The sequence below is a fragment of the Endozoicomonas sp. OPT23 genome (genome assembly GCF_009653635.1).
Taxonomy (GTDB): Bacteria; Pseudomonadota; Gammaproteobacteria; order Pseudomonadales; family Endozoicomonadaceae; genus Endozoicomonas_A.
Window position 1 is genome coordinate 19,927 of record NZ_PPFD01000002.1, and the last position, 24,071, is coordinate 43,997.

General features: G+C 46.7%; 20 protein-coding genes. 10 read left to right on the forward strand and 10 right to left on the reverse strand.

The window, feature by feature from the left end:
* Window positions 1-29 precede the first annotated feature (29 nt).
* A complete protein-coding gene (locus EOPP23_RS02000; RefSeq protein WP_153764321.1) occupies window positions 30-1,430 on the forward strand; it encodes a DASS family sodium-coupled anion symporter in 1,401 nt (466 codons plus the stop codon).
* A 63-nt stretch (window positions 1,431-1,493) separates the two neighbouring features.
* A complete protein-coding gene (locus EOPP23_RS02005) occupies window positions 1,494-2,117 on the forward strand; it encodes a glutathione S-transferase family protein (protein WP_153764322.1) in 624 nt (207 codons plus the stop codon).
* Window positions 2,118-2,184: 67 nt separating this feature from the next.
* Here the strand turns inward: EOPP23_RS02005 and EOPP23_RS02010 are convergent, their stop codons facing one another.
* Together EOPP23_RS02010 and EOPP23_RS02015 are read right to left on the reverse strand one after the other, a co-directional pair.
* Window positions 2,185-2,964 (reverse strand): hypothetical protein, encoded by a 780-nt coding sequence (locus EOPP23_RS02010; protein ID WP_153764323.1) that lies wholly within the window; start codon window positions 2,962-2,964, stop codon window positions 2,185-2,187.
* A gap of 72 nt (window positions 2,965-3,036) precedes the next feature.
* Window positions 3,037-3,804, reverse strand: coding sequence for a hypothetical protein (locus tag EOPP23_RS02015; RefSeq protein ID WP_153764324.1), 768 nt, complete (start codon window positions 3,802-3,804; stop codon window positions 3,037-3,039).
* Window positions 3,805-4,006: 202 nt separating this feature from the next.
* Between EOPP23_RS02015 and EOPP23_RS02020 the strand changes: the two genes are divergently transcribed.
* Complete coding sequence (locus EOPP23_RS02020; RefSeq protein ID WP_153764325.1) at window positions 4,007-4,849, forward strand: peptide deformylase; 843 nt, start codon at window positions 4,007-4,009, stop codon at window positions 4,847-4,849.
* A gap of 24 nt (window positions 4,850-4,873) precedes the next feature.
* Here the strand turns inward: EOPP23_RS02020 and EOPP23_RS02025 are convergent, their stop codons facing one another.
* Complete coding sequence (locus tag EOPP23_RS02025) at window positions 4,874-5,587, reverse strand: hypothetical protein (protein WP_153764326.1); 714 nt, start codon at window positions 5,585-5,587, stop codon at window positions 4,874-4,876.
* 40 nt (window positions 5,588-5,627) lie between these two features.
* On the reverse strand, window positions 5,628-6,725 hold the full coding sequence (locus EOPP23_RS02030; RefSeq protein WP_194842459.1) for a hypothetical protein: 1,098 nt from the start codon (window positions 6,723-6,725) through the stop codon (window positions 5,628-5,630).
* Window positions 6,726-6,897: 172 nt separating this feature from the next.
* Here EOPP23_RS02030 and grpE point away from each other — a divergent pair, with 172 nt between their 5' ends.
* The 6 genes from grpE (at window position 6,898) to EOPP23_RS02060 (ending at window position 14,720) form a co-directional block, all read left to right on the forward strand.
* A complete protein-coding gene (gene grpE / locus EOPP23_RS02035) occupies window positions 6,898-7,506 on the forward strand; it encodes a nucleotide exchange factor GrpE (RefSeq protein WP_153764328.1) in 609 nt (202 codons plus the stop codon).
* 134 nt (window positions 7,507-7,640) lie between these two features.
* Window positions 7,641-9,599, forward strand: coding sequence for a molecular chaperone DnaK (gene dnaK, locus EOPP23_RS02040; RefSeq protein WP_228550576.1), 1,959 nt, complete (start codon window positions 7,641-7,643; stop codon window positions 9,597-9,599).
* A gap of 168 nt (window positions 9,600-9,767) precedes the next feature.
* On the forward strand, window positions 9,768-10,916 hold the full coding sequence (gene dnaJ, locus EOPP23_RS02045) for a molecular chaperone DnaJ (protein WP_153764330.1): 1,149 nt from the start codon (window positions 9,768-9,770) through the stop codon (window positions 10,914-10,916).
* Between the two features lie 264 nt (window positions 10,917-11,180).
* Window positions 11,181-11,936, forward strand: coding sequence for an outer membrane protein (locus EOPP23_RS02050; RefSeq protein ID WP_153764331.1), 756 nt, complete (start codon window positions 11,181-11,183; stop codon window positions 11,934-11,936).
* Between the two features lie 10 nt (window positions 11,937-11,946).
* Window positions 11,947-13,572 (forward strand): endonuclease/exonuclease/phosphatase family protein, encoded by a 1,626-nt coding sequence (locus EOPP23_RS02055; protein WP_194842460.1) that lies wholly within the window; start codon window positions 11,947-11,949, stop codon window positions 13,570-13,572.
* 707 nt (window positions 13,573-14,279) lie between these two features.
* Window positions 14,280-14,720 carry a hypothetical protein gene (locus tag EOPP23_RS02060; RefSeq protein ID WP_153764332.1) on the forward strand — a complete coding sequence of 147 codons (441 nt, stop codon included), beginning with the start codon at window positions 14,280-14,282 and terminating at the stop codon, window positions 14,718-14,720.
* A 70-nt stretch (window positions 14,721-14,790) separates the two neighbouring features.
* Here EOPP23_RS02060 and EOPP23_RS21680 read toward each other — a convergent pair whose 3' ends face one another.
* The 5 genes from EOPP23_RS21680 to EOPP23_RS02085 all read right to left on the reverse strand — a co-directional run bounded on the left by EOPP23_RS21680 (window position 14,791) and on the right by EOPP23_RS02085 (window position 21,958).
* A complete protein-coding gene (locus EOPP23_RS21680) occupies window positions 14,791-16,479 on the reverse strand; it encodes an ABC transporter ATP-binding protein (protein ID WP_153764333.1) in 1,689 nt (562 codons plus the stop codon).
* On the reverse strand, window positions 16,476-17,720 hold the full coding sequence (locus EOPP23_RS02070) for an ABC transporter permease (RefSeq protein WP_153764334.1): 1,245 nt from the start codon (window positions 17,718-17,720) through the stop codon (window positions 16,476-16,478). Before EOPP23_RS02070 ends, EOPP23_RS21680 begins: the two co-directional genes overlap by 4 nt.
* A gap of 1 nt (window position 17,721) precedes the next feature.
* A complete protein-coding gene (locus EOPP23_RS02075; protein ID WP_153764335.1) occupies window positions 17,722-18,924 on the reverse strand; it encodes an ABC transporter permease in 1,203 nt (400 codons plus the stop codon).
* An 80-nt stretch (window positions 18,925-19,004) separates the two neighbouring features.
* The gene (locus tag EOPP23_RS02080; protein WP_228550535.1) at window positions 19,005-21,089 is read right to left on the reverse strand and encodes an ABC transporter substrate-binding protein; all 2,085 of its coding nucleotides are present in this window, start codon (window positions 21,087-21,089) and stop codon (window positions 19,005-19,007) included.
* A 47-nt stretch (window positions 21,090-21,136) separates the two neighbouring features.
* Window positions 21,137-21,958, reverse strand: a complete 822-nt coding sequence (locus tag EOPP23_RS02085) for an alkaline phosphatase family protein (RefSeq protein ID WP_153764336.1) — start codon at window positions 21,956-21,958, stop codon at window positions 21,137-21,139.
* A gap of 217 nt (window positions 21,959-22,175) precedes the next feature.
* Here EOPP23_RS02085 and EOPP23_RS02090 point away from each other — a divergent pair, with 217 nt between their 5' ends.
* A complete protein-coding gene (locus EOPP23_RS02090) occupies window positions 22,176-22,925 on the forward strand; it encodes a bifunctional 2-polyprenyl-6-hydroxyphenol methylase/3-demethylubiquinol 3-O-methyltransferase UbiG (RefSeq protein ID WP_153764337.1) in 750 nt (249 codons plus the stop codon).
* Here the strand turns inward: EOPP23_RS02090 and EOPP23_RS02095 are convergent.
* Entirely contained in the window at window positions 22,845-23,996 is a 1,152-nt protein-coding gene (locus EOPP23_RS02095; protein ID WP_153764338.1) for a phosphonoacetaldehyde reductase, read from the reverse strand. The two genes, EOPP23_RS02090 and EOPP23_RS02095, sit on opposite strands and share 81 nt — an antisense overlap.
* Window positions 23,997-24,071 lie beyond the last annotated feature (75 nt).

Here is a 24,071-nt window from a genome sequence, read left to right on the forward strand (position 1 = left end):
AGAAAGTCCTCTTTTCGCAGAGCTGTACCATGCAATTCAAAACACTGATTCCCTGCTGTCTGGCTATGGCAGGCGCTTTCCTTGTGCCAGAACTTTTCTTTCCTGAAGGAATGTTGAATCCGGTTCAACAAAGAATACTGTCCATTTTTCTGTTGGCGACCTTTCTATGGGTTACAGAATCTGTACCGGCGTTTTCTACCTCACTGTTGATTATTACACTGCTGGTACTGACTGCATCAGACAGTGCACCACACTTTTTAAAAGAAGGCCTGGGGGACTCAGCGCTCAGCTATGTTGAAGTGTTCAGCAGCTTTGCTTCACCAATCATTATTCTTTTCCTTGGTGGCTTTTATATCGCTTTAGCCAGTGCCAAATACAGCCTTGACCTCAATCTTGCCCGGGTCCTGCTGAAACCTTTTGGTCAGCGCTATGCAGTGGTGATGCTTGGTCTGATGGTAATCACTGCAGTTTTCTCAATGTTTATGAGTAATACGACGACCAGTGTCATGATGCTGACGATTATGACGCCACTGTTGTCTGATATGGACCCTGATGATCCGGGCGGCAGAGCTATGGTGCTGGCCATTCCAGTAGCCGCAAACCTTGGTGGTATGGGAACACCCATTGGTACACCGCCGAATGCCATAGCTTTTCGTTATTTTGTTGGTGAAAATAGCATCACCTTTGGCGACTGGATGATGTTTGCTGTGCCAATCACTGTCGTCTTAATTGCTTTCAGCTGGTGGCTTTTACTGCGAATGTATCCGACCAAAAGTAAAACCGTAGAACTCAATATTGAATCCACCTTTGCTCACGGCTGTAAGCCTTACATTGTTTACGTCACCGTGTTGCTGACGGTTTTGCTCTGGATGACTTCAGGTTTACACGGTGTGAATGCTTACGCTGTAGCCATTATTCCAGTAGCCGTGTTCAGTTTGACCGGAGTTATTGGGCAGAAGGATTTGAAAGAGATCAGTTGGGATGTGCTCTGGTTGCTGGCTGGTGGTATTGCCATCGGTGCCGCCATGAGCAGTTCCGGTTTGGCAGAGTTGATCGTGAACTGTCTGCCTTTTGAACAGCTGCCTGTGTTGCTGGTTTTCTTCGTGATTGGTTTTATTTGCATGCTGATGGCAACGTTTCTCTCCAATACAGCCACTGCAAATCTGCTGATGCCTATTGCGGTTTCCATGTCTGTATCCATCGCCGGGATTGCAGAATGGGGAGGCTTGATTGTTATAGCTGCTATTGTTGCATTGTCTTCTTCATTGGGTATGGGCTTGCCTATCAGTACACCGCCTAATGCTTTGGCACATGCGACAGGATTGGTGGAAACAAAAGACTTTATTCGTACGGCTAAAATCATCAGTCCACTGGGTGTATTGTTGATTTGCAGTGTTCTGGCGACACTGGCATGGCTTGGCTGGTTATGAGTTTTATTGCTCCGTAAGCCTATTTTTGCAAGACTGAGTACCTGCAAATTCAGAGGCATCACAATGATAAAACTATACGGCTCTGGTCAGTCACGTTCATTCAGAGCGGTTTGGGCTCTTGAAGAAGCTGGTCTGGATTACGAATATCAGCATGTGAAAATTGGCAGTCCTGAAGAAGACGGCAGTCGTCATCCGTCTTATCAGGCTATTAACCGGCAGGGTAAAGTTCCTACGCTGGTAGATGGTAATCTTACACTTACTGAAAGTGCCGCTATCGTGAATTACATTGCAGCCCTTGCTCCCGGGAAGCAGCTTATGCCAGCTGACTCTGCTGCAGCAAAGGCTGAATATGACGAGTTCTGCTATTTCATTCTGACAGATCTTGAACAGTCACTGTGGAGCAAGGGGAAGCATTCATTTGTCCTGCCTGAAGAACATCGTATTGAACAGATGCTTTCTACTGTTAAGTGGGAATGGCAGCGTTCCCTTTCAGCGCTTGATAAGATTATGGAGGGTCGGGAGTTTGCAGTAGGTGATAACTTTACCTGTGCTGATATTCTTCTGGCTCAGACCATTAATTGGGCAGATCGTTTTCAGTTTGATATTCCACAACAGTATCTGGATTACCGGGATCGTATGTATCTTCGTCCCGCTTGCCAGAGAGCCAAGACAAAGGCTTCACCTTAGAAGACTGTGAACAGCTTTTAATATGAATCCGGTTTGGCAATGCATTGTCGAACCGGACAATATTGCTTCAACGCTGAGTGTTATTTAGCTTCCGAGCTTTGAAGTAACGAACCTTGTTGTGGATAACATCAAAGTAAATACCTCTGTTCAGTAGTTCGGAAGCAATGTCTTCAGGGCTGACTTCCTTATAAAAAAGTATATTAAGCTCTTTATGAAATTGATCACGACTGTCTACTAATGCCTCATAAATCGGGTATGCGTCGCTCTTATTGGTAAATCTGAGAAAATTAATCAGTGAATCCAGCAGCTGTTCAAAAAGCGGCTCCGATGCTACTGAATCCGGCTGCCATTTACTCAGATGATCAATAGCAGATTGGCACTTCTCCGAAAGTGTTGAGTTTTTAGAGCATTGCTGAACAGCACTGGGAAAAGATGTTTTTTGGCTTCCATAAAACTTTTTACTGGCCTTTTTCTCAGACCACTCACTTAGTTTGCCTTCCAGTTCTTTGGCAAGGTTTGGCTTCAGGTTTCTTGTTGAGTCTTTTAATTGAGTGTCCGCACGAGTTGTAACCGCTTGAACAACAACACTCTTCAGTCCTGGGTACTGGCTTGTATCATTACCAGACTTTTCAGCCAGCCACTGGAGGAAGTACTCTCTTGCCATATAGCGGTAGCCCATAGCAGCACGGCCAACCGGATGACGGTTCCAGGCAGTGAAACTGACGCCATATGCGATGGCTGGTTTGATTAACGGACCTATATCCGGTGAATTGTCCTCGTTCCAGAAGAGCGCAGTGGCAGAATTGGAAGTAAAGACAAATAGGCATGCAAGCAGACGGTTTAACATATTGGTCATCCCTGATGTTAAGGCGTCCAATCAGTATAGTTGCTGTTTTCTTCCTGGAAATGTCAGCGACAGTTACTCTCTTAACCTGCCTCTCTTTGACGGAGCTCCCGCAAACTCTTGCACAATAGGCCAGAAGAAGATGGTCAGCGCTATCATTACCCAGAGTGATATTATCCAGCCAGAAAGAAGGTGAACTTTTTTCCAGCCCGCGTTTGAGCGATGCAGCAAATTAAAGTCAGTAATATAAACAGTTTCACAGGCACCATTACCCGTGTCAGTTCTGGTCGTGCTTGTTTGTCTTTGAGTGAGTCTGCCTTTGTAGTCTGACAGATAACCTTTGAAATGAATGATATCGCCAATTTCTGAAGCCATGATTTGCTCGGCGATAAACGGATCGTCAGCCAGAATATGGTTGTTGGCAAACCTGTCCCCCTGAAACAGGTTGTGAGCCTGCATATCTCTGGTGGAGTAATAACAGGTCCACTGGCCGCTGGAGAACTCCACATTACGATAAAACTCCGGCAACGTGTTCTGGTCCCCCCAGACAACACAGATATCCTTGATGTTCAGGTAGTCTGACGCTCTCTTATGCATTCGGTCCCACCAGACATCACTGTGATGGACGGAAACTACCAGCCCCCAGAGTTCGTAATGGTATTTAGGGAAGATTGAATAGTTTTCATTAGCAACGCTGGCAAGAAAAGGGTCCAGGTCTACTTTTTCCTGAACAGGCTCATTTCGAAGCTCTGGAATATGAGGAAGCTGGGCTGGTAACTGATCTTTCTGCCACCACGTCATTAACCAGATGGCACAGAGTAATAAGAAGAGTTGACCTTTCACTTAATTAGCCTGCAATTGGATTTGATCGTAATTTAACCAATGGGCATAAAAGAATTAAGCAACTTTGCTTCAAATTGCATGCTGAGTCGCATAAGTAATGAAAAAGACTGAGAAGAGGAAAGTCAGGTAAATTTTATAGGAACCGGAAGCGTTTTGGCTGGTCTATTCTCTGGGACAAAAAATGCCAGAAGGTTGATGGATAGTGAATTTAAAAATAGTAGCCCTGCTTGTTACCAGTTTATTTTTCTCTGTAGGTTGGGGAAAAACAGCATCCGAGTCTTCCGATGCAAAAAACAGTAGCTTGAAGTTTGTGGAAAAGCCTGCAGAGAAAAACAAGAAGCAGGGGGCAATAAATAAAAAACGTCCTGAGATATACCAGTTCAGCAACCCGGCGCATCAAGCGATGCTGAACAACTCAACCAAAGCGGTTAAAACACTGCCGAATAAGGACATTGATGAGTTACTTAAAGCCATGCACGAAGCCATGGCATCAAATGTAGGTGGTGGTATTTCTGCTAATCAGATTGGTAAATCATTACAGATTTTTCTTATTGGTCCTCCTCCCATGATCAACTCCAGAGCGCCTTCGGATGTCTTTATTAACCCCAGAATTACCAAAGCATCTAAAGGTCGAAGCTGTTTTTGGCATGGTTGTCTTAGTTCGGACGGTGAGAAATTTGGAAAGGTCGCCAGCTGGAACACGATTACTATAGAAGCACTTGATCCGCAGGGGAAAAAATTCACTCGTGACCTGAAAGGACTGGATGCCATCGTTGCTCAGCATGAATTTCGTCACCTGTTAGGAGGTGGCTACCATGACCATGCCAAAGAATTTAATGATGAAAAATCACTGATGCGGCTGATGTTTCAGGGCAAACTCAGAATGCTGGAAGTTTGTGACGACAACGCACCTTTTATCCTTGATGGCTACAAGGTTGGTGAAACCATAGAAGAGTACGCTCAGAGGGCAGGAAAGGTCTCAGGTAAGTCTGGAGATAAAAGCTCAAAGAAGAAAAAAAGCAAGGGTATTCCGTTACCTGAATGATCAATGTTCGATCGTAGCTCGACTCTACAGCTCGTTATGTTTCCAGAACAGATCCTCAATAGACTGTCTTTCAGGAGCAGGGCACTTTTCTGCTAACTGGTACGGGGTATTTTGATAGTGATTCTTCGCACGTGCCAGAGCTCTGTTTTGGGGGGCAATTAGAATCAACCGAAGAAGATTTGAATTACAGAGCTCAACAGCGTTGTGAACTATGTTGTTACCTGTTTCATCAACACCATCGATCATATCCTCCTTTGCCTGGTAGAGAGAAATTAGTGCAAGGGTGTCATGCAACTGGTCCATTGGGCAGTGCTTTTTGAGCATGTTTTCGGAATGATTTTCGTTCTTTCCTGACTCAAGCATTGCGATACTGTTGAATTGCAAAATATTAAAAATAGCTTTTTGACTGCACTGTTTCAGCTGTATATCGTATTTCCATTGCAGCTCTTCCAGTTTTTCTTCAGGAGAAGGAGGGATGCCTTCAGCCCGTTTAAGCTTCCTTTCTGCACGTGCGAGTGACTTTGACAATTGAGTTGTATCCCCGACTTTAGATGAGGAGGCGTGTTCTGCCAGATCTTTAGCTTGTGCAGCGATACCTTTGAGCTGCTCCTGCATTTGCTTCAGATTAATACCGTCACTTCCGTATTTTTTTTCGTACACTCTGGAGAAAGATAAGCCTGGAAGCAGGAATAAGATAACTATTGCGTAGACCAGAGCTTGCTTACTTTGCTTTTTCATTTTTTCACCTTTCGATGGTTTGGTTTTCCTGATTGTTGTTTCACTTTTTGCTTATAAAAAAGTCGGGAGGCAGCATTTTTTGGGTGCCTGCATCAGTGGAAATATATGAGAAATACTGGCTATCAATGGCTCCCTCACTGATAACGATGAGGTGATTTTCCAGTTGTGGTGTTGTTTTTGAACCGAAGATTGGCAGCTTACGACTGACCAGTTGAGCATTTCTCTCGGGAGAAATCAGATCCCTGTATTTGATATAAGAATCGATATGAGAATCCGGCTTGATAATCGTGATACCAGAACCCTTGGGAAGCAGGTATTCATGGATACGCTTATTTACGGTCGCAATTTGTTCTAGCTCCGTATCACCAAAAGAGTATGTATCGCCACTCAAGATAACAGGCAGAACAGAGACTAATAGATCGATTATAACTGGTTGCTCATCACCAAATATCTCGTGCAGCAGGTCCGGGTAGTCTTTCTTCAGGTGTACGGCAATAAAAGGATCTTTCAGAAATAAGTTAAGTCGAATTAATGGGGGAATGATTTTACGTAGGGAAGATGGAGCTATGCTTCGCTTTGCGAAGACTGGAACCTCGCCAACAATCGATGAAAAACCATATGGCTTTAAATAATCGTATTCATGATTGAAGGGGAATAGTGTTTGTATTCTCTCAGAAGGTAAATATTCGGCCAGACCTTTCGCCGCTGGCCATAAATTCAGTAGTAATAAATGACGTTCACTTTCTATCTCTTGTCTGGCCGTTTCAAAAAACTGTGACATTTTCTCGTCGATATCCGCATCTGGAGATAAACGTTCTTCCTCAGCTAGCTCTGGTTGTTCAGAGACAAATTGGTCAGAGTAAAGTGGTTCTTCCTTATACTTATCCTCGTTAAATGGGGAGAGAAAAGTACTTGTTATCTCCAAGATATCCACGAAAGCTTTAATGAGCTCACCAGCCCGTTTTCGACTTTCAATTTCGCTAAAAAAAGAGCTTTTTTCTTCATATGTATTACTGTCAGAAGTATCAGTCAGGCTACTATCTGCCAGAACAATGTTTTGGCTAGATAGTGCCAATATAAGAAGAGTGTGCTTGAACCTGAGCATCAGGTAAGGCCTCTGGATAGATGAATACTTCATAGACACACATTCATATAAAAAGTTTCTTATAAGTTTCCGAATCGAATCTGACAGACTTACTCCCTAATCTCGAAAATCTTCCAGAAAAATGCTTTCTCCGGCTTGAATCCCTGTCAACTATCCCCATATAACGGTCATCAAAGAATTTTTGCTCCCAGACGGAGACTCCGGAATGACCGTTGAGAACAACAAACCTGAAGAGCAGGTTGAAGACGTGACTGTTGAAACTGCGGCTCAAGAAGCCGTTGCAGAAGAACAGCAGGCTGAACAGGTAGAAGAAGCAGTAGTAGACGCTTTAGAAGGTACGGTGGAAACTGGCGATGATCTGGCCCAACAGCTGGAAGCCATGACCGAAGAGATGGCGAAGGTGAAGGACCAGGCTCTGCGTGCAGTGGCTGAAGCCCAGAACATCAAACGCCGTGCCGAGCAGGATGTGGAAAAAGCCCACAAGTTCGCGCTGGAAAAGTTTGTTGATGCCCTTGTTCCGGTCGTAGATAGCCTGGAAAAAGGGATCGAATCTGCTGAGCAGGCAGAAGGTGCTCACGAAGCACTGGTTGAAGGCATGAACCTGACTTTGAAGCAGTTCCTGGATGCTCTGGGTCGTTTCAAGGTGGAGCAGGAAAACCCTGAAGGTCAGCCATTTGACCCTAACTTCCATCAGGCCATGTCCATGATTCCTAATCCGGACGTAGAGCCAAACACCGTTCTGAACGTATTCCAGAAAGGTTACAAGCTGAACGGCCGTCTGGTACGTCCAGCGATGGTTGTGGTTTCCAAGTAACCATCAATCAGAAACTAAGATTTTTTTTGCAGAGCAGCCTTGAAAACAAAAATGGGCGATCCCATATAGCAGTCAAAGGCTGAAAAAGTCCGGAAAGAACAACAGACTCCGGACGCGCTAACAAGATTATCGCTCTGCATGGCAGAGCAACGGAGAGACATAAAATGGGTAAAGTAATCGGTATTGACCTGGGTACAACCAACAGCTGTGTGGCTATTCGGGACGGCGAAGAAAGCAAGGTCCTGGAAAACGCAGAAGGCGGTCGTACAACTCCTTCCATCGTTGCATTTACTGATGATGGCGAGATTCTGGTAGGTCAGCCAGCCAAGCGTCAGGCAGTTACTAACCCGGACAACACCCTGTTTGCCATCAAGCGTCTGATCGGTCGTCGTTTTAAAGACAATGTCGTTCAGAAAGACATTGAGATGGTTCCATACAAGATTGCTGAAGCCGACAACGGCGACGCATGGGTTGAGATCAAGGGCGAGAAAAAAGCGCCACCACAGATCTCTGCTGAAATCCTGAAGAAGATGAAGAAGACCGCTGAAGACTACCTCGGCGAGTCTGTAACCGAAGCAGTTGTAACTGTTCCGGCTTACTTCAACGACGCTCAGCGTCAGGCGACCAAAGACGCTGGCCGTATTGCCGGTCTGGACGTTAAGCGTATCATCAACGAGCCAACTGCTGCTGCTCTGGCCTACGGCATGGACAAGAAGCAGGGCGACCAGACCATCGCTGTTTATGACCTGGGTGGTGGTACTTTCGATATCTCCATCATTGAAATCGCTGACGTAGACGGCGAGCACCAGTTCGAAGTACTGGCTACCAACGGTGATACTTTCCTGGGTGGTGAAGATTTCGACATGCGCATGATCGACTACCTGGCTGAAGAATTCAAAAAGGACCAGGGCATCGACCTTAAAGGTGACGCACTGGCCATGCAGCGTCTGAAAGAAGCTGCTGAAAAAGCCAAGATCGAACTGTCTTCTGCTCAGCAGACCGACGTTAACCTGCCGTACATCACTGCAGATGCGACCGGTCCTAAGCACCTGAACGTTAAAGTAACCCGTGCCAAGCTGGAATCTCTGGTTGAAGACCTGGTTGCCCGCTCTCTGGAACCTTGCCGTATGGCGGTTAAGGATTCCGATCTGGACCTGTCTGAAATCGACGAGATCATCCTGGTAGGTGGTCAGACTCGTATGCCAATGGTTCAGGAAAAAGTTGCTGAATTCTTTGGTAAGGAAGCTCGTAAGGACGTTAACCCTGACGAAGCGGTTGCCATGGGTGCTTCCATCCAGGGTGGTGTACTGGCCGGCGACGTTAAAGACGTACTGCTGCTGGACGTAACACCTCTGACTCTGGGTATCGAAACCATGGGCGGCGTGATGACTTCTCTGATCGAGAAGAACACCACTATCCCAACCAAGAAGTCCCAGACTTTCTCTACAGCTGACGACAACCAGACTGCGGTAACCATCCACGTATGTCAGGGTGAGCGTAAGCAGGCTGCAGCGAACAAATCTCTGGGTCGTTTTGACCTGGCGGACATTCCTCCTGCACCACGTGGCATGCCTCAGATCGAAGTATCCTTCGACCTGGACGCCAACGGTATCCTGAACGTGTCTGCTAAAGACAAGGCAACCGGCAAAGAACAGTCCATCGTGATCAAGGCCTCTTCCGGTCTGTCTGACGACGAAATCGATCAAATGGTACAGGACGCCGAAGCCAACGCTGCGGAAGACAAGAAGTTCGAAGAACTTGCTGCTGCCCGTAACGCCGGTGACCAGCTGGTACACGCTACCAAGAAGACTCTGGAAGAAGCAGGCGACAAGGCCACTGAAGAAGAGAAGACTTCTATCAATGCCGCTATCGCTGCTCTGGAAGAAGTTCTGAAGGGCGACGACAAGGACGCTATTGAAGAGAAGTCCAAGGCGCTGTCCGAAGCTTCTCAGGGTCTGGTTGAGAAAATGTACGCTGAAGCCCAGCAGCAACAGCCAGGTGCTGAAGGTGCTCAGGCTCAGGACGCAGGTTCTTCTGCAGCCGACGACGCTGTAGACGCCGAGTTCGAAGAAGTTAAAGAAGAGAAGAAGTAAAACTGCTCCCCATAGCGGATAAGTTTTAAGTTCTTACAGCGCGGGGCATTGGTCCCGCGTTGTCGTGTAAGAGATAAAAGAACCTGCTCGGGAGTTTTCCCGGTGTGTAAAAGCGGTTAAGAATTTTTTTGGGTTGGGCGCAGTGCGCTGGCTCACAGGGTGTTACTCATGTCAAAACGTGACTATTACGAAGTACTTGGTGTCAGCAAAGGCGCCTCGGACAAGGAAATCAAAAAAGCCTATCGTCGTATGGCTATGAAGTATCACCCTGATCGTAATACTGACGGTGAGGACACCGAAGAAAAGTTCAAGGAAGTGAACGAAGCTTTTGAAGTCCTGTCTGACGACCAGAAACGCGGTGCTTATGACCAATACGGCCATGCCGGTGTTGATCCGAACATGGGCGGCGGACACGGTGGTTTCGGTGGTCAGCAAGGTGGTTTTGGCGATATCTTTGGTGATGTCTTCGGAGACATTTTTGGTGGTCAGGGCGGCGGTGGTCGCTCCCACAGTTCTGTTCAGCGTGGTGCAGACCTGCGCTATCAGCTGGAACTGAGTCTGGAAGAAGCCGTTAAAGGCACGACCAAAAAGATCAAGATTCCTACGCTGGTGGCTTGTAAGCCTTGTGACGGTTCCGGTGCCAAGAAAGGTACTTCCGCAACCACGTGTACAACCTGTGCCGGCCATGGTCAGGTGCGTATGCAGCAGGGCTTCTTCTCTGTGCAGCAGGCTTGTCCTGAATGTCGCGGTACCGGCAAGATGATTAAAGACCCTTGCCGTGACTGTCACGGTGAAGGTCGTATCCAGGAATATAAGACGCTGTCCGTCAAGATTCCGACTGGAGTTGATACAGGCGATCGCATTCGTCTGGGTGGCGAAGGTGAAGCAGGCGTGAACGGTGGCCCAGCTGGCGATCTGTACGTTCAGGTCAGTGTTGCGGATCACCCGATCTTCCAGCGTGACGGCAAGCACCTGTACTGTGAAGTTCCGATTACTTTCGTTGATGCGGCTATTGGTGGCGAGCTGGAAGTTCCGACTCTGGACGGCCGCGTTAAGCTGAAAATTCCAAAGGAAACCCAGACCGGCAAGCTGTTCCGTCTGCGCGATAAGGGTGTAACGCCTGTTCGTGGCGGCAGTCGTGGTGACCTGATGTGTCGTGTGGTTGTTGAAACTCCGGTTAAGCTGACAGAGCGTCAGAGAGAGCTGATGCAGGAACTGAAAGACACTTTCGCTGAAGAAGGTGAGCACAAGCAGTCTCCAAAGAAGAGTTCCTTCTTTGAAGGTGTAAAGAAGTTCTTTGACGATATGGCCAGCTAATCGTTCTTCCTCTCATGCTTCAATCGTATTTGGAGCATGAGAGATTATATGTTCACCAGCCTTACACTTCTTTCCTGAATTCCATTTTTAAAATATACCTGCCTGAATTCTGCTTCAAAAACTAGAACTCCTGATGTCGTTTATTAAAAATAAAATCAGCAGACCTTGATTTGCTGGTATACATTTCAATAGATTGATCAGAAGTCACTCTCACATCCCTCGCTCAATTCAGAGCTCTATTACAAGACAGTCTACAGGTGTTTCATGAAGTTGATCACCCCAACCAAGCGGAATGCTGTCTACACGGCAGCACTATTGTCAGTAGTTGGTTTTTATACGAGTAAGCTTCCGGCGTCGGATATTCTGGCCGGTGAGAAATACCTGAAACTCCATGGAGGCGTGGGTTGGTATTCTGAGGGGAAGGATAAAACTCTTAGTTATGGTAATGGAAACTTTGACCGGTTCAGTGCCAGCTCAAGAGACGAGAATGGTTTTCAATATGGTGTCAGTGCCGGAATAAAGTTGCCTGTGGAGGATGGTGCACTGGGCATCGGTATTGGTTTTTATGGCCAGTCTGAGCATGACTATAAAGGCTATATAGACCAGTACGGAAAAGGGAGTCTGAGAGACTTTAACTATAAATTCAGCATTATGAGCTATCGACTCATGTTGGAAGGCAGCTTTGAGATTCCCATTCAGGAACAATTTAAAGGCTTCGTGACAGGTGGTGTGGGTGCCGCCTGGAATAAATTCAGCAGCTATGAGTACAGTCGAATCAGCCCTTCAGAGCGCTCGCCCAAACCTGACTTCAAAAATGAAACCAAAACGGCGTTTGCCTGGCAGTTAGGTGGGGGTGTGGAGTATGAGTTTACCCCGGAACTCTCGGCATCTGTTTACTATCTGTACGTGAATAACGGTAAGGCTGAAAGTAAGGCAGAAAATGCTCCGTTTTCGCAGAAGTATGAGACTGATGATTTAACCGCTCACAATCTTATGTTTAGCCTGAACTATCGATTTTAGGTGCTGACCCATGTTGTTAAGAAAATTACTGACGGGCTCGCTGGCTGCTCTATCACTCAGTGCGAGTGCCGATGTTCTGGAAGTGTCGTTGAGTCCTGCAACTCAGCCAGATCGTTTTAAGCCAAAAGATCTGATTACTTTGCAAGTAAAAAATAATGCACCTATTGCACATACACTGACTATTACTCCTGAAAGAGCCACTGCTTCAGGGTGTACTGGAAGTATCCCTGCAGGTGGAACCTGTGATCTAACTTTGACTGTCACACAATTTGGTGAGGTCTCTGTGACGGTCAAAGCGGCGGATGGATTGTATGAAACATTCCATGGTCCTTATGTTTCCGCTTTACGAGTAGCAACATTTAATCTTTCCTTTGATAGAAAAAACTTTTCTGATTTAAATACGCAAATGGGCTACAACAGAACGACTCAGGATAGAAAGATTAAAGACTGGAGAGACGGCAAACTGACAGATGATACTAAAATTCAGGAAGCAAAAAACATAGTTCAGATACAGAATGTAGCTGAAATTATTCAGCGCACTAGACCAGATATACTGGTGATGGCTGAGTTTAATAACAAAGGTACTGGCAGTAACAATGATGCGCTCACTAATTTTCGAGATAACTACCTAAGCCTTACTCAGAATAGTGATGTAGGTAGTTTTTCTTACACTCACATCAAAAATGTATCTACAAACACTGGCTTACTTTCGCCCTTTGATCTTGATAACAAAGGTGGAACCCCGGCATTGCCAGGTGATGGTTGGGGCTTTGGTTTCTATCATGGGCAATATGCTTTTGCAGTCGCATCAAATTACTCCTTTACGGATTACAAAAGCTTTCAGACCTTTAAGTGGCTAGCAATGCCTGGTGCAGAAAATCCGGTAATTGACCTATGTAATGGCCCTGAAAGAATACCCGAAGGAAAAAATTGTGGAGACCCCTGGTATTCTGATAGCGCCTGGGAGCAGTTCAGGGTGTCGTCAAAGAATCATATTGACCTAGCTATAGAAGTGCCAGCTCAGGGCAGTAGTACTCTCAAAAAAATTCACATGCTTGTTTCTCACCCAACACCGCCTGTATTTGATGAAAGTGCAAGGAGAAACTACAAACGGAACAGTGCAGAAATTAAATTCTGGGATGATTACATTAAGGCAAAAGACTACTTTGCTCCTGATCCTAAGGGAACAAATGGCTCGACGACAGATGAGAAGGGAGGTTTAAAACAGGGTGACTATTTTGTAGTTGCTGGTGATTTAAATGCAGACCCTTATGAAGGAGATGGTGACAGGCAAACCATTCTCGGCTTACTTGAAAATCCGCAGGTAAATACAGCTGTAACAACAGGATCACTGATTCCAACCAGCAAGGGTGCCCAAGAGTATTTAAGTTCATCGGTATGTAAGCGTAATTGTCAACGCAACAATGGTGACACAATCACTTCAACCAGTGGTTTGAGGCTCGATCATGTTATCCCTTCAGCTAATTTAACAGTTATGAGAAGTGGTGTGTTCTGGCCAGCAACAGGAGAGCCTGGTCGGGATTTGGTAGATGATCCAAAGCTAGGACAGGGGAAAGGTGTTTCCTCAGACCACCGTCTGGTCTGGGTTGATCTGTATATCCCCGCCACGCCATAAAGCCTGATTTAAATCATATTAACCAAAGGGTACTCGTAGCTTTTTATACTGCGGGTGCCTCCAGTCATTGAAGATCAGTAACTTGCTATTTATCGGTTCTGATCTAGCTTTCTAACTCCTAACTCGCTTTGTTCTGGAGTTGCTGGCTAGTGAAGCTAATAAATAAAATCTGCTTACTCACTGCTCTTGTCATTACATCAATTGCTTCTTATGGGATGGAGTTTCAATGCCCACCTGAAGGAATGCTGCGATTTGATAAGGATGCTGTAGCCTACCGCACTCAATTGTTACCGGGGATGCCTAAGCACTGGCAAGGCATGTCAGCTTCATTCAGCAGTGCCTTTGCAGTTTTGCGGTCAGCAGCAGAACGAAAGAGGATCAGCTTTCGTGAAGTACTACTGGAAAGAACGCAGGAGGATGGAAAGCTTGTTAACCATGTCACCTGTGTCTATTGGGTTGATACGCATATCAGGACGTTTGAACTCTTGCTTAAGCCTGATCAGCTGTTTCTGGATGAACAGGAACAGTTATCTTTTCCCGTATTTTTTGTCAGAAATGAAGTGATAACAAATCCGTCTCAAAAGGAGAAAGAGATAGGGTTTATTAACTTACAGGAAAAAAAAGGTTCCTGTTCAAAATCCAGACATGACTGTGCCATGTTTATTCCGAATGTGAGTGTCAGAAAGAGAGTCGAGACTCCTTCAGCAGTGTCTAAAATTGAAAATGAAATTGGTTTGCTGAACTTCGCCTATCTATGTGGAGGGGAAGAATTTATGAATATAACCTTGGTCAATCAGGTAAAACCAGTGGCAGGCGCCGAGAAAGCTTCATCAGAGAAAATTGCATCAGAGAAAGTTATTGAAACAGACAATCTTTATTACCTTGATTCAAGAGCGAAAATGAGTGGCAGAACTCTGTTGATGCTCACCAGTAACTGGGGGACAGGTGAAGCTTTCCGATTTGATATAACCAACTTTAGTGGGCTCAGTATGCCTTGTTCAGGCAGGAACCTTCAAAGACATGCAGATGCAGAGGTTCCTGTTATTCTGGATGTGACAACTAAAATGTCAAATGAGCGTGAAATTAAAGAGTTTGCTTGTAAGATTTTCGGTGCAAACGACCTCCCTCCTGTTCATGACGAGCTTTGATTTTCAGTTGCTGGTCAAGTTCGTCTCTCCTCTTAATTGCAGATTCCTCTGATTGAGCATTCATCAAGGTTCAGGCAATCATAACTTCTTCCGTTGTTGTCACTGAACGATCAACAGGCTTTTCCAGAAGAGGGATAGCTCTGATCAACTTCTGTGTATAACTCTGTTGTGGATGATTAAATATCTGCTGAACGCTTCCCTGTTCAATTAACCTTCCCTGTTTCATGACACAGACATGATCACAAAGATTAGCCACAACGCTGAGATCATGGGATATAAACAGTATGGTTATGCCTAGCTCATCTCTGAGTTCTTTCAATAGAGTTAGAATTTCAGCCTGAATTGATACATCCAGTGCAGCCACCGCCTCATCAGCTACCAGAAATTTAGGCTTACTGATCAGTGCTCGGGCAATGCTGATTCTCTGTCGTTGACCTCCAGAAAATGCATGGGGGAAACGTCGAAGATGATTAACTTCGATGTGGCAGCGTTTGGCTATTTCTATAACCTTTTGATTGGTTTCTTCCTTGCTGCTGGTTAGCTTCAAAGCTTCAAGGGGTTCAGCAAGAATATCCCTGATAGTCATACGAGGGTTCAGAGAGGAATAAGGGTCCTGAAATACCAGTTGGGCAATCCTGGCAAACTCTTTCCGTTTTATCTGTTTCGGGTGACTGAAGCTGAAAGGCTGATCACCGGTAAAACTGACCTGACCACTGCTGACAGGAGCTGCTCCAAGAATGGCTTTGCCCAAAGAGGTTTTACCGGAGCCGCTTTCACCGACAAGGCCAATGATCTGTCCTTCAGGCAGATTCAGGGAAATGTTATCCACAGCGGTAAAGTGTTCTGATTTGCCAAGCCCTCCGCCAGAAAGTGGGTAGCGAATCGAGAGCTTGTCTATTTTAACAAGTGCTTCAGGTGTTTCTTTAGGCGTCGGTGGCAACTGATCAAGGTGTGGAAGCGCATCAAGCAGCTTCTTTGTATAATTGTGCTGAGGCTGAAAGAGAACACGATCTGCAGTGCCGGATTCAACAGATTCCCCCTGCTTCATAACCGTAACCCGGTCAGCAATCTTCGAAACAACGCCCAGGTCATGGGTGATAAAAATCATCGCCATTCCCAGCTGTTCTCGCAACTCCAGCATTAAATCAAGAACCTGAGCCTGAATGGTGACATCAAGTGCTGTGGTGGGTTCATCAGCAATCAGCAGCTTAGGTTTTGTCGACAAAGCTACGGCAATCATGGCTCTCTGTCGCATACCGCCGGACAGTTCAAAAACGTATTGATCAAAACGCTGTTCTGCGAAAGGAATACCCACTCTTTCAAACAGTTCGATGCCTTTTCTTCGTGCTTCCTGCCGACTGTAGCCAAGGTGGATCTGCATGGTTTCTACGATCTGGTCACCCAGGCGAATAGCGGGTGCAAAACTCGCCATTGGCTCCTGAAATATCATGGAGACCAGCCCGCCACGAACGAGGTGAAGGTCTCGATTGCGAAGTTTCAGGATGTCCAGATTATGTTGCTCATGGTTCAGAATAATGCTGCTGTCCTTGTGAGTCAGTGCATTACCGGGTGTCAGTCGCATAATGCTCTTGGCAGTCAGGGACTTACCCGAGCCACTCTCACCGACTAACCCCATTACCTCACCGGGCTGAAGTTCAAGACTAAGGTTCCTGACGGCACTGACTTGCCCTTCATCGGTATGAAAGTCGATGCCCAGATTGTTGATAGCTAACAGAGGCTGGTTGTTTTTAATGGTCATTTTTTCTGATCCGAATAAGGGTCAGCAGCATCACGAAGAGCGTCACCGACAAAAACAAAGGCCATAATCAACACCACAAAGATCAGTACCGGAAAAAACTGCCAGACCATGTTCTGTTGAATATCGGGGTCTTGCGCTTTTTGCAGCAATACGCCAAGACTGTTGGTTGGGTCGGTCAATCCGAGACCCAGAAAACTGAGACTGGTTTCAGCCAGAATGACGTAGGGAAAGTTAATCAGGGTATCGACTATGATATAGCTGGAAAAACTGGGCACCAGATGTCGCCAGATAATACGACCGCTGCTGGCGCCACTGAGTTGTGCAGCAAGTATATAGTCCTGGTTTCGCTCGGTGAGAATATGTGTTCTTAGTCGTCTTCCCAGAGCGGCAAAATCAAGGGCGCCAATAATAACGGCAATGGCGAAGTACCTCTGGGTTGGCGTAATTTCCAGACTCGACAACATCACTGCACAAGCCAGATAGACCGGAATGGCTGGAATAACCCGAACGGCTTCAGTAAAGCTCATCAATATCGAATCAACCCGACCGCCAAAATAACCACTGGTACCACCGATCAGCAGTGACACCATCAGTTTTACGATCAGGGCAACAATGGCAATGCTGACAGTAACCCAGATAGCATGCAGTGTTCGGCTGAAGATATCCTTGCCATCTTCATCGGTACCCATGATATGTATCTGGCCATTATCGATGCCAAAAAGGTGGCGATTCCAGCGCAGCTCAATGCCTAATGCTTCGATTTCAATAACCTGATACTCCCAGCCTTTTACGAGAAACTGCAAGTAGCGGCGCTGGTCTCTGCGTATTTCATATCGATTCTGTTCTGAAGAATCCAGAGCACCACTTTCGGTCATGGCATCAAGAGCATCCAGTCCACCTCCAGCAGACAATAATGCCGAGAAATCCAGCTTGGCTTCTGGCTTGTTGTAGGTATAAGCGAACGGTCGCAATGAAAAACCATTTTCATCCCAGAACTTTATGGCCTGTGGGGCGCCTCGCTGATAGCTCGCATCGGCACCGCGAATGCTTGGGTCAACGGGCGCAAAGAAAGGTGCAAAAAACCCAAGAAGAAGGAATGAAAAAAGCAGCCAGCCAGCAATAACACCACTGGTTTTACGCGCAAAACGGTTTTTAATAAGAACAAACTGCCCAGCAGTATAATAAGCATCGTCGTTTGTTGGCTGTTTGGTCGTTCTCAGTCGTGCAATCAAACTGGTCATCTTATTGTCCTCCTGCCAGTACACTTTTGCGTACTCTTGGATCTATGGCAGCGAGAACACTGTCGGTAATAAAGTTCATGCTGATAACAACCAGAGCCACCAGAAACAGAATGGCAGCCGCAAGCTCCTGATCATTGGTCAGTGCCAGAGCTTCTATCAGGAGTGCTGCGGCATCGGTCAAGCCGATAACAACAGCGACAATGGGGAGGTCGTTGAAGACTCGCTGAAAATCAAATCCGACACTGTTAAAGAGCGGGCTGATTGAGTGACGAACCGGGTATTTAACCCAGAGTGCAACACCGGAGACACCACGAGCCCTCGCCGCTTCCACATAAAGCTTGTTGGACTCATCAACCACCAGAGCACGAACCGTTTGTTGTTGCAGAGCAGTCGCAGCCCAGCCAATAACAAAAATAGGCAGCCAGATGTGAGCCAGAAAATCAGTCAACTTTCCTGTTTGAAAGCCTGCATCACCAAACCAGGGTTCGCTTTTCCACTGGTCAGAGAAAAGCCCAACGGGGGCAGATTCACCGGCGAAAACAAAGAGAAGAATGATGGTCAGAGCTAAAAGAAAGTTGGGCAGAGCCAGACCAAGATAGCTGACCATTCTTAGCAATAAATCGAGCAGTTTGTTGCTGGTCAGACCCAGAGTATTAACACCACGCTGAAGTTTGCTGTTATGAGGATTGTGGTCACGCCATGGTTGGTTGATAACAAAAGCGGAAAGAATGCCAAAAGGCACTGCAATCAGATAAGCAAAAAAGAGTCCGGCGATACAAAACCAGAAACTCATCCAGAAACGATCACCCAGTGCCAGGTTTACTGACTGGCGTTTTGCGCAGGAATAGCCCAGATCGCCATTTAGTGTCAGCTCAGAGACCCAGCTCAACCAGCGCACGGGCATGGGCTGATCAAGGCCAAGTCGTACCCGTTCGGCATCAATATCTGCCTGACTGATGCTTTCGCCCTGAGTATTTTTATAAGCCATGATCTTCTCGGCACAATCACCGGGAAGCACTTCCATCAAGGAAAAAACAATACCACTGACCAGTAACAAGGTGATCAGGGCAAGAATATAGCGGTTAAGAATATAGTGGAAATACTGGCTGCTGCGGGCCTTCCAGAATAAAAGACCTCCGACGCTCAACAGCACCCAGAACAGCCAGGTATCGGTTAAAAATGAAGTAAGAGTATCGAGCAGCATGGTCAGCCAGTCATTCCTTTATCAGCTTGTAAAGAGAGAGCGGCGAGCCATTCAACTCTCCGCTCTTGAGTGGCTGGCGATCAGTTACTGGCCAGTTTTCCGTCTTCCTTTAGGAACCACTGTGTCGGCATATAAGGGTAGGCACGGTAGTACTCGTAGGAATTGGTTTTTGGTGTTTCAAAGTTAGCCAGCTTGTTACTGCGATAAACCGGAGCTACTGCTTTTACAGTACCGATCATGAACAGGTCGTCGACCATGCGCTGGGCAATCTTCTGACCCACCTTGTTGGACTCGGAACTGCCTGGCTGCAGCTGAACAAACTCGCTGGCCAGTTTTTCCATCATTTCAACGGTGGCTGGTGGCTTAACGCCTTCTGCACCATTGGAATCGCGATACTGAGCCCAGAGCAGGCCGGTACGCAGGCCGAAGAAACTGTCGTACGGTGGCAGCAGGGTTTCGGTATTGGTGGCAATGTTCGACAGTGGGCGGCCAGCGGTCCAGTTATGCACTTCCAGCTCATTGGCTGACTGAGCGTTACGGTATTCATCACTGGTCACTTCCTTGATGGTGGTTTTAACACCAACGTCGGTCCAGTTGGCTGAAACAATCTCGGCCACTTCGGTAGGAATACCCTGGGTTGTGTAGTGAATGGTCAGCTTCAGTTCCTTGCCTGAAGGTAGTTCGAGAGTTCCGTTACCATCACTGTCTTTCAGGCCCGCCTGTGCCAGCAGTTTCTTAGCTTTACCAGCGTCAAAAGAGATGTTGCTCTGCTTCTGCTGTTTGGTAACAAAGGGTGTGGTGTCGCCATCAAATGCGGTGTATTGAGTGGGTTTACCCAGCTTGAAGTAAGCAACTTCGTTGATACGGTCACGATCGATAGCTACAGACATGGCCTTACGGAAGTCGTGCTTGTTGAACAGTGCACTTTTTTCCTTGTCTTTGGCAGTCATATTGAATGCAAAAGTCGCCATGCCTACTGTTGGGCGCAGGGAGATCTGGTAGTTACCTGTTTTACGGTTCTCTAGCAGTACTGGCGCTGAAGGCAGGTTGACGGCCTGAGTCTTGTAATCAATCTCGCCGGAAATCAGTCGTGCGGTCTGAATATCTTCATCGCCGATAAAGACTTCACTGATCTCGTTGATATAAGGAAGCTGGTTACCCGCGGTATCGGTCTGGAAGAAGTAAGGGTTGGCAACCAGGCGACGACCTTCCAGTGTTTCTTCTACAACAATGTGTGATTCAAGCGTTGGAGCAATAGCGGTGAATCCAGCCTTAACCAGACGGTCGGATGCCGCCTTGTCTTTCAGCAGAGGGCTAGGAACGTCCTTCCAGTCAGACTGGCCGTAATAGAAGTTGATAACCGCATAACCATTGTCAAAGCCCAGTGATTGAGCCAGCTTGTCAGCGTTCTTGTTCAGCTTTGGGTGGAACTTCTCCAGCAGGTGTTTTGGCTGGAATGGCTGAGCGTAATCCTGAGCAAACATTGACGCCAGTGCTGGCATGGGCGCATTAAGAGAGAAGCGAACAGTGGTGTCATTCAGCGCTTCAACTTTCATCGGCTTGCCAGCGGACAGGAAACGATCCTTTGGTTTTTCGATGATGTTCTTGTCCATCAGCAGGTGGTTGTACCAGAAGGCAATGTCTTCAGCGGTGAAGTCGTCGCCGTCGGACCACTTGTGGCCTTTACGCAGAGTCATAGTCAGTTGAGTAAAGTCTTCATTCCATGCCCAGGACTTGGCGACGTTAGGTACGACAGTGGTCAGGTCATCGCTGAAACGAGTCAGGTTAACGTGTCGTACAGATAGCAGGTCTGAAGTGCCGGACTCTGTTGCTTTGGAGATACCATCCAGTACACCGCCGTATTGGCCAATGGTCTGGTAAGGTGCAATCACTAGCGGTTCACTTGGCAGACGCTGGCTCAGTGATGGCAGTGCAGGGTTGCCGGCAATACGTTTGTTCAATGATTGAATAGCAGGGTTTTCGCTGAACTTCATGGAGCAGTTATGGGTGGCTTCCAGTTCTGCTTTTTCAAACAGGTGAGGAAAACTGCTGCCAGCTTCGGGGCCTGCAACAGCAGGGCAGGAAGCTTGAGCCGATACCGCTGTTGCCAGCAGCGTCATGGCGCCAAGGTATTTCAGGGAAGATAAAGACATAGGCCTAAACATAGGTGCGTTCCTTTTTGTTTTAATTAAATTCCAGTAGTAACTGCGCTTTAGCTTTTACTTGTTGCCAGCAATTTTTCGCTGACGGGTTTTCCGTGGTTATTAATGCCCAGCAATTCGCAGGCGATTCCGCAAAGTTCGGTCTGCTTTGGCTGACACTGTTGCTGGTGGCTGAAGTGCTGCCCCATAACAAACAGTGGAATCTGTCGCTCTTCTGGCAGGTTGCCACCATGACTGTTATCTCCGTTCATTCCATGATCAGCCGTAACCAGAATCTGATATCCCTGTTCTAGCCATTGAGGAATAAAGTCAGAAAGAATCCCGTCTGTATGGCGAACCTTGTTGCGGTAATGTGAACTGTCGCCACCCGCTTTATGGCCGGCGTCGTCAATATTCATGGGATGGATTAGCAGAAAGTCAGGGTCGTATGTTTGGCGAAGGTATTCAGCGTCAAGAAACAGGTGGTCATCAGGGTAGTGATCAAGATGGTAGAAGCAGCCGTGTTGAATCAACTGTTCCTTATCAGAGGTGTGACGATCCCGAACAGGGTTATAGGGAGTTCGGTTATAGAGTTCACTGACCCAGTGATAAGCCGCTGCAGCTGTTGTCAGGCCAGCGTCGCGTGCCAGACTGAAGATGCTGGTCTGGGTAGAGTTACGTGATACATGATTATGCAGAATTCCGCTCTGAACGGGTGGGGTACCGGTAAGCACTGCTTCATACAGAGGGCGGGACAGAGAAGGCAGTTCACATTCAAGTTGGTACAGTGTGGCCTGCTGCCCCTGGCAGAGAGCCTGCATATAACCCATGCAATCTCTGGCAGACTCATATTTAAGTCCGTCCAGAATAATCAGTATGACTTTGTTGCTCATCAGTGCTCTGCTTAACCTGAAGAAATAATGCGGAGTTCAGGTTAAACAGAGAACATGAATAGAAAATGTCTGAAATAAGACGAAAATATGACAATTGTTTTTTATTGCTGTCATAGAGACAGAAACAGCTGCCATAAATATAAAAGCCACCGCCACATTTTTACTTTCAAGTAATGGACTAGGCTATCTACAGAATATTCAGCCGTTGAGTTTTGTCATGTCCCTTTATGATGCGAGAGTAGCTTCAGCCTATAAGACAGGTGTTAGTTTGTTGCCCTGGAGGCGGTGGGCAGAACCCTGGACTTATCATCAAGTGCTAGGTGATATAGCAGGGAAAGATATTCTTGATGCAGCCTGCGGTGTTGGTGTTGTCAGTTTGATGATGGCAGATCTTGGCGCAGGTTCAGTGACCGGCGTAGATATTTCTTCAGCAATGATCGACAGGGCAAAGCTGGATAGTACCGCACCAGTGATTAACTACATCAATTGTGACTTTTCTGATTATCAGGCGGCGTCGCCCCACGATATTGCTGTAAGCAGTTTTATAGTGAATGAAGCGGAAACTGTGGAGCAGCTTGGATTGTTTGTTCGAGCTTTTCACAGAAATTTGAAAGTGAAGGGAAAACTGGCACTGGTTCTGGATATACCGGACAGGCTACAAGGTGTTGATCACTCGTCTTATGGTTATAGATTCTCACTGCCTGAAGGTCGGATGAAGGATGAGGACCGATTCAAACTCTATATTGACGTTGATAAGAGTCTGGTAGAACTGGAGTTGAGCTATTTCTCTTATTCAACCATTAGAAATATTCTTGAAGAAAATGGTTTTCAAGAAGTCGCCTTTACGCCATTGATGGTTCCTGAAGAAGCCCACAGAGCTATGCCTTCAGATTACTGGGACATGATGATTTGCCGGCCGGGGCTTTTTGTTGTGAGTGCTATAAAAATGTCTAAAAGCCAGCTTTAACTTGGCAATATCACCACTGTAATTTCTGCCGCGTTGTCCCTTTGATGCTGAATCAATGAGGAGCATCCACTCTGTTTCACTGTAGCCATAGTGATTAGGGTCGTAGGAAACATCCAGTTCTGTCAGAAACGTCTCAAGCAGGTCGGCTGCATCAGTGCAGGAGCTGTTGAATATCTGTTGAGTACAACTCTGCATAAATCTGTCTTCAGAGTTTGCCCTGAGAATGGTTGGCAGCGTAAAGCTGCAGGCAATGCCATGAGCAGTACCTTTTTCCAAAGTGATTGCATACGACAGATTATGAGCAATAGCAGTACGGGTATTGGAAAAAGCCAGTCCGGCCAGGGTTGAAGCCAGTTGTAACTCTTCTCTGGCAACATCGGCATTGGTTTCGAGGTTAAGCTGAGGCAGATATTGATAAATCCTTTTTATAGCCTCAAGTGCATAGTTCGTACTGATTGGGTTTCTATGAATATTCCACAAACTTTCCAGAGCGTGTGACAGAGCATCAAGCGCAGAACTGATGGCTACACGTTTGGGTAATGTTCGGGTTAAGTCAGGATCAAGAATAGCGGCTTCTGAATAAAGGGAGGGCGCTGATAAAGAGTGTTTTTTGTTGTTCTCAGGGTTCCATACCGTTGCCCAGCAAGTGACTTCACTGCCAGTGCCTGCTGTTGTTGGAATGCAGATAAAAGGTATGGGATTAATAATCGGGCTTGCTTCCAAAACAAGCTCTTCCAGCTCTCTGGCTTCTCCCGAGCAGGCGGCTATTGCTTTACAGGCGTCGATGACTGAACCGCCGCCAAGGGCAATAATAATCTCGGGGGAAGGCTCTGTTGCCTGCAGCCTGCTGCAAAGATGCTTTAAATGAGGGATTGAAGGGTTCTCTTCAACACCGTCAATAATGCAGTCAGGTTCTCTGCCAATGATTCCGGAAATGCGAAGAGTGAGTTGCTTAAAGTAATCCGAACGGTAGGTCAAAACTCCATAACGTCTTCTGCCAATAAGGTCTTTTAAAACAGACAGAGAGCCTGAGCCGGAATAAATAGAGACCGGGTTCGAGAACGTCCACATGGCTGCAGTACCTCTGAAGTAATCAAGCTGTCAGCTAAAATACGGTCGTGAAATTGTGGCAGCTGAATACCATGA

Excerpts from the sequence above, each read along its gene's own strand:
- EOPP23_RS02095 (WP_153764338.1), bottom strand. The coding sequence starts at position 23,996 with ATGTGGACGTTCTCGAACCCGGTCTCTATTTATTCCGGCTCAGGCTCT.
- EOPP23_RS02070 (WP_153764334.1), bottom strand. The coding sequence starts at position 17,720 with ATGACCAGTTTGATTGCACGACTGAGAACGACCAAACAGCCAACAAAC.
- EOPP23_RS02080 (WP_228550535.1), bottom strand. The coding sequence starts at position 21,089 with ATGTTTAGGCCTATGTCTTTATCTTCCCTGAAATACCTTGGCGCCATG.
- EOPP23_RS02030 (WP_194842459.1), bottom strand. The coding sequence starts at position 6,725 with ATGAAGTATTCATCTATCCAGAGGCCTTACCTGATGCTCAGGTTCAAG.
- EOPP23_RS02005 (WP_153764322.1), top strand. The coding sequence starts at position 1,494 with ATGATAAAACTATACGGCTCTGGTCAGTCACGTTCATTCAGAGCGGTT.
- EOPP23_RS02010 (WP_153764323.1), bottom strand. The coding sequence starts at position 2,964 with ATGTTAAACCGTCTGCTTGCATGCCTATTTGTCTTTACTTCCAATTCT.
- EOPP23_RS02000 (WP_153764321.1), top strand. The coding sequence starts at position 30 with ATGCAATTCAAAACACTGATTCCCTGCTGTCTGGCTATGGCAGGCGCT.
- EOPP23_RS02075 (WP_153764335.1), bottom strand. The coding sequence starts at position 18,924 with ATGCTGCTCGATACTCTTACTTCATTTTTAACCGATACCTGGCTGTTC.
- grpE (WP_153764328.1), top strand. The coding sequence starts at position 6,898 with ATGACCGTTGAGAACAACAAACCTGAAGAGCAGGTTGAAGACGTGACT.
- EOPP23_RS02050 (WP_153764331.1), top strand. The coding sequence starts at position 11,181 with ATGAAGTTGATCACCCCAACCAAGCGGAATGCTGTCTACACGGCAGCA.
- EOPP23_RS02055 (WP_194842460.1), top strand. The coding sequence starts at position 11,947 with ATGTTGTTAAGAAAATTACTGACGGGCTCGCTGGCTGCTCTATCACTC.
- EOPP23_RS02085 (WP_153764336.1), bottom strand. The coding sequence starts at position 21,958 with ATGAGCAACAAAGTCATACTGATTATTCTGGACGGACTTAAATATGAG.
- dnaJ (WP_153764330.1), top strand. The coding sequence starts at position 9,768 with ATGTCAAAACGTGACTATTACGAAGTACTTGGTGTCAGCAAAGGCGCC.
- EOPP23_RS02025 (WP_153764326.1), bottom strand. The coding sequence starts at position 5,587 with ATGAAAAAGCAAAGTAAGCAAGCTCTGGTCTACGCAATAGTTATCTTA.
- EOPP23_RS02090 (WP_153764337.1), top strand. The coding sequence starts at position 22,176 with ATGTCCCTTTATGATGCGAGAGTAGCTTCAGCCTATAAGACAGGTGTT.
- EOPP23_RS21680 (WP_153764333.1), bottom strand. The coding sequence starts at position 16,479 with ATGACCATTAAAAACAACCAGCCTCTGTTAGCTATCAACAATCTGGGC.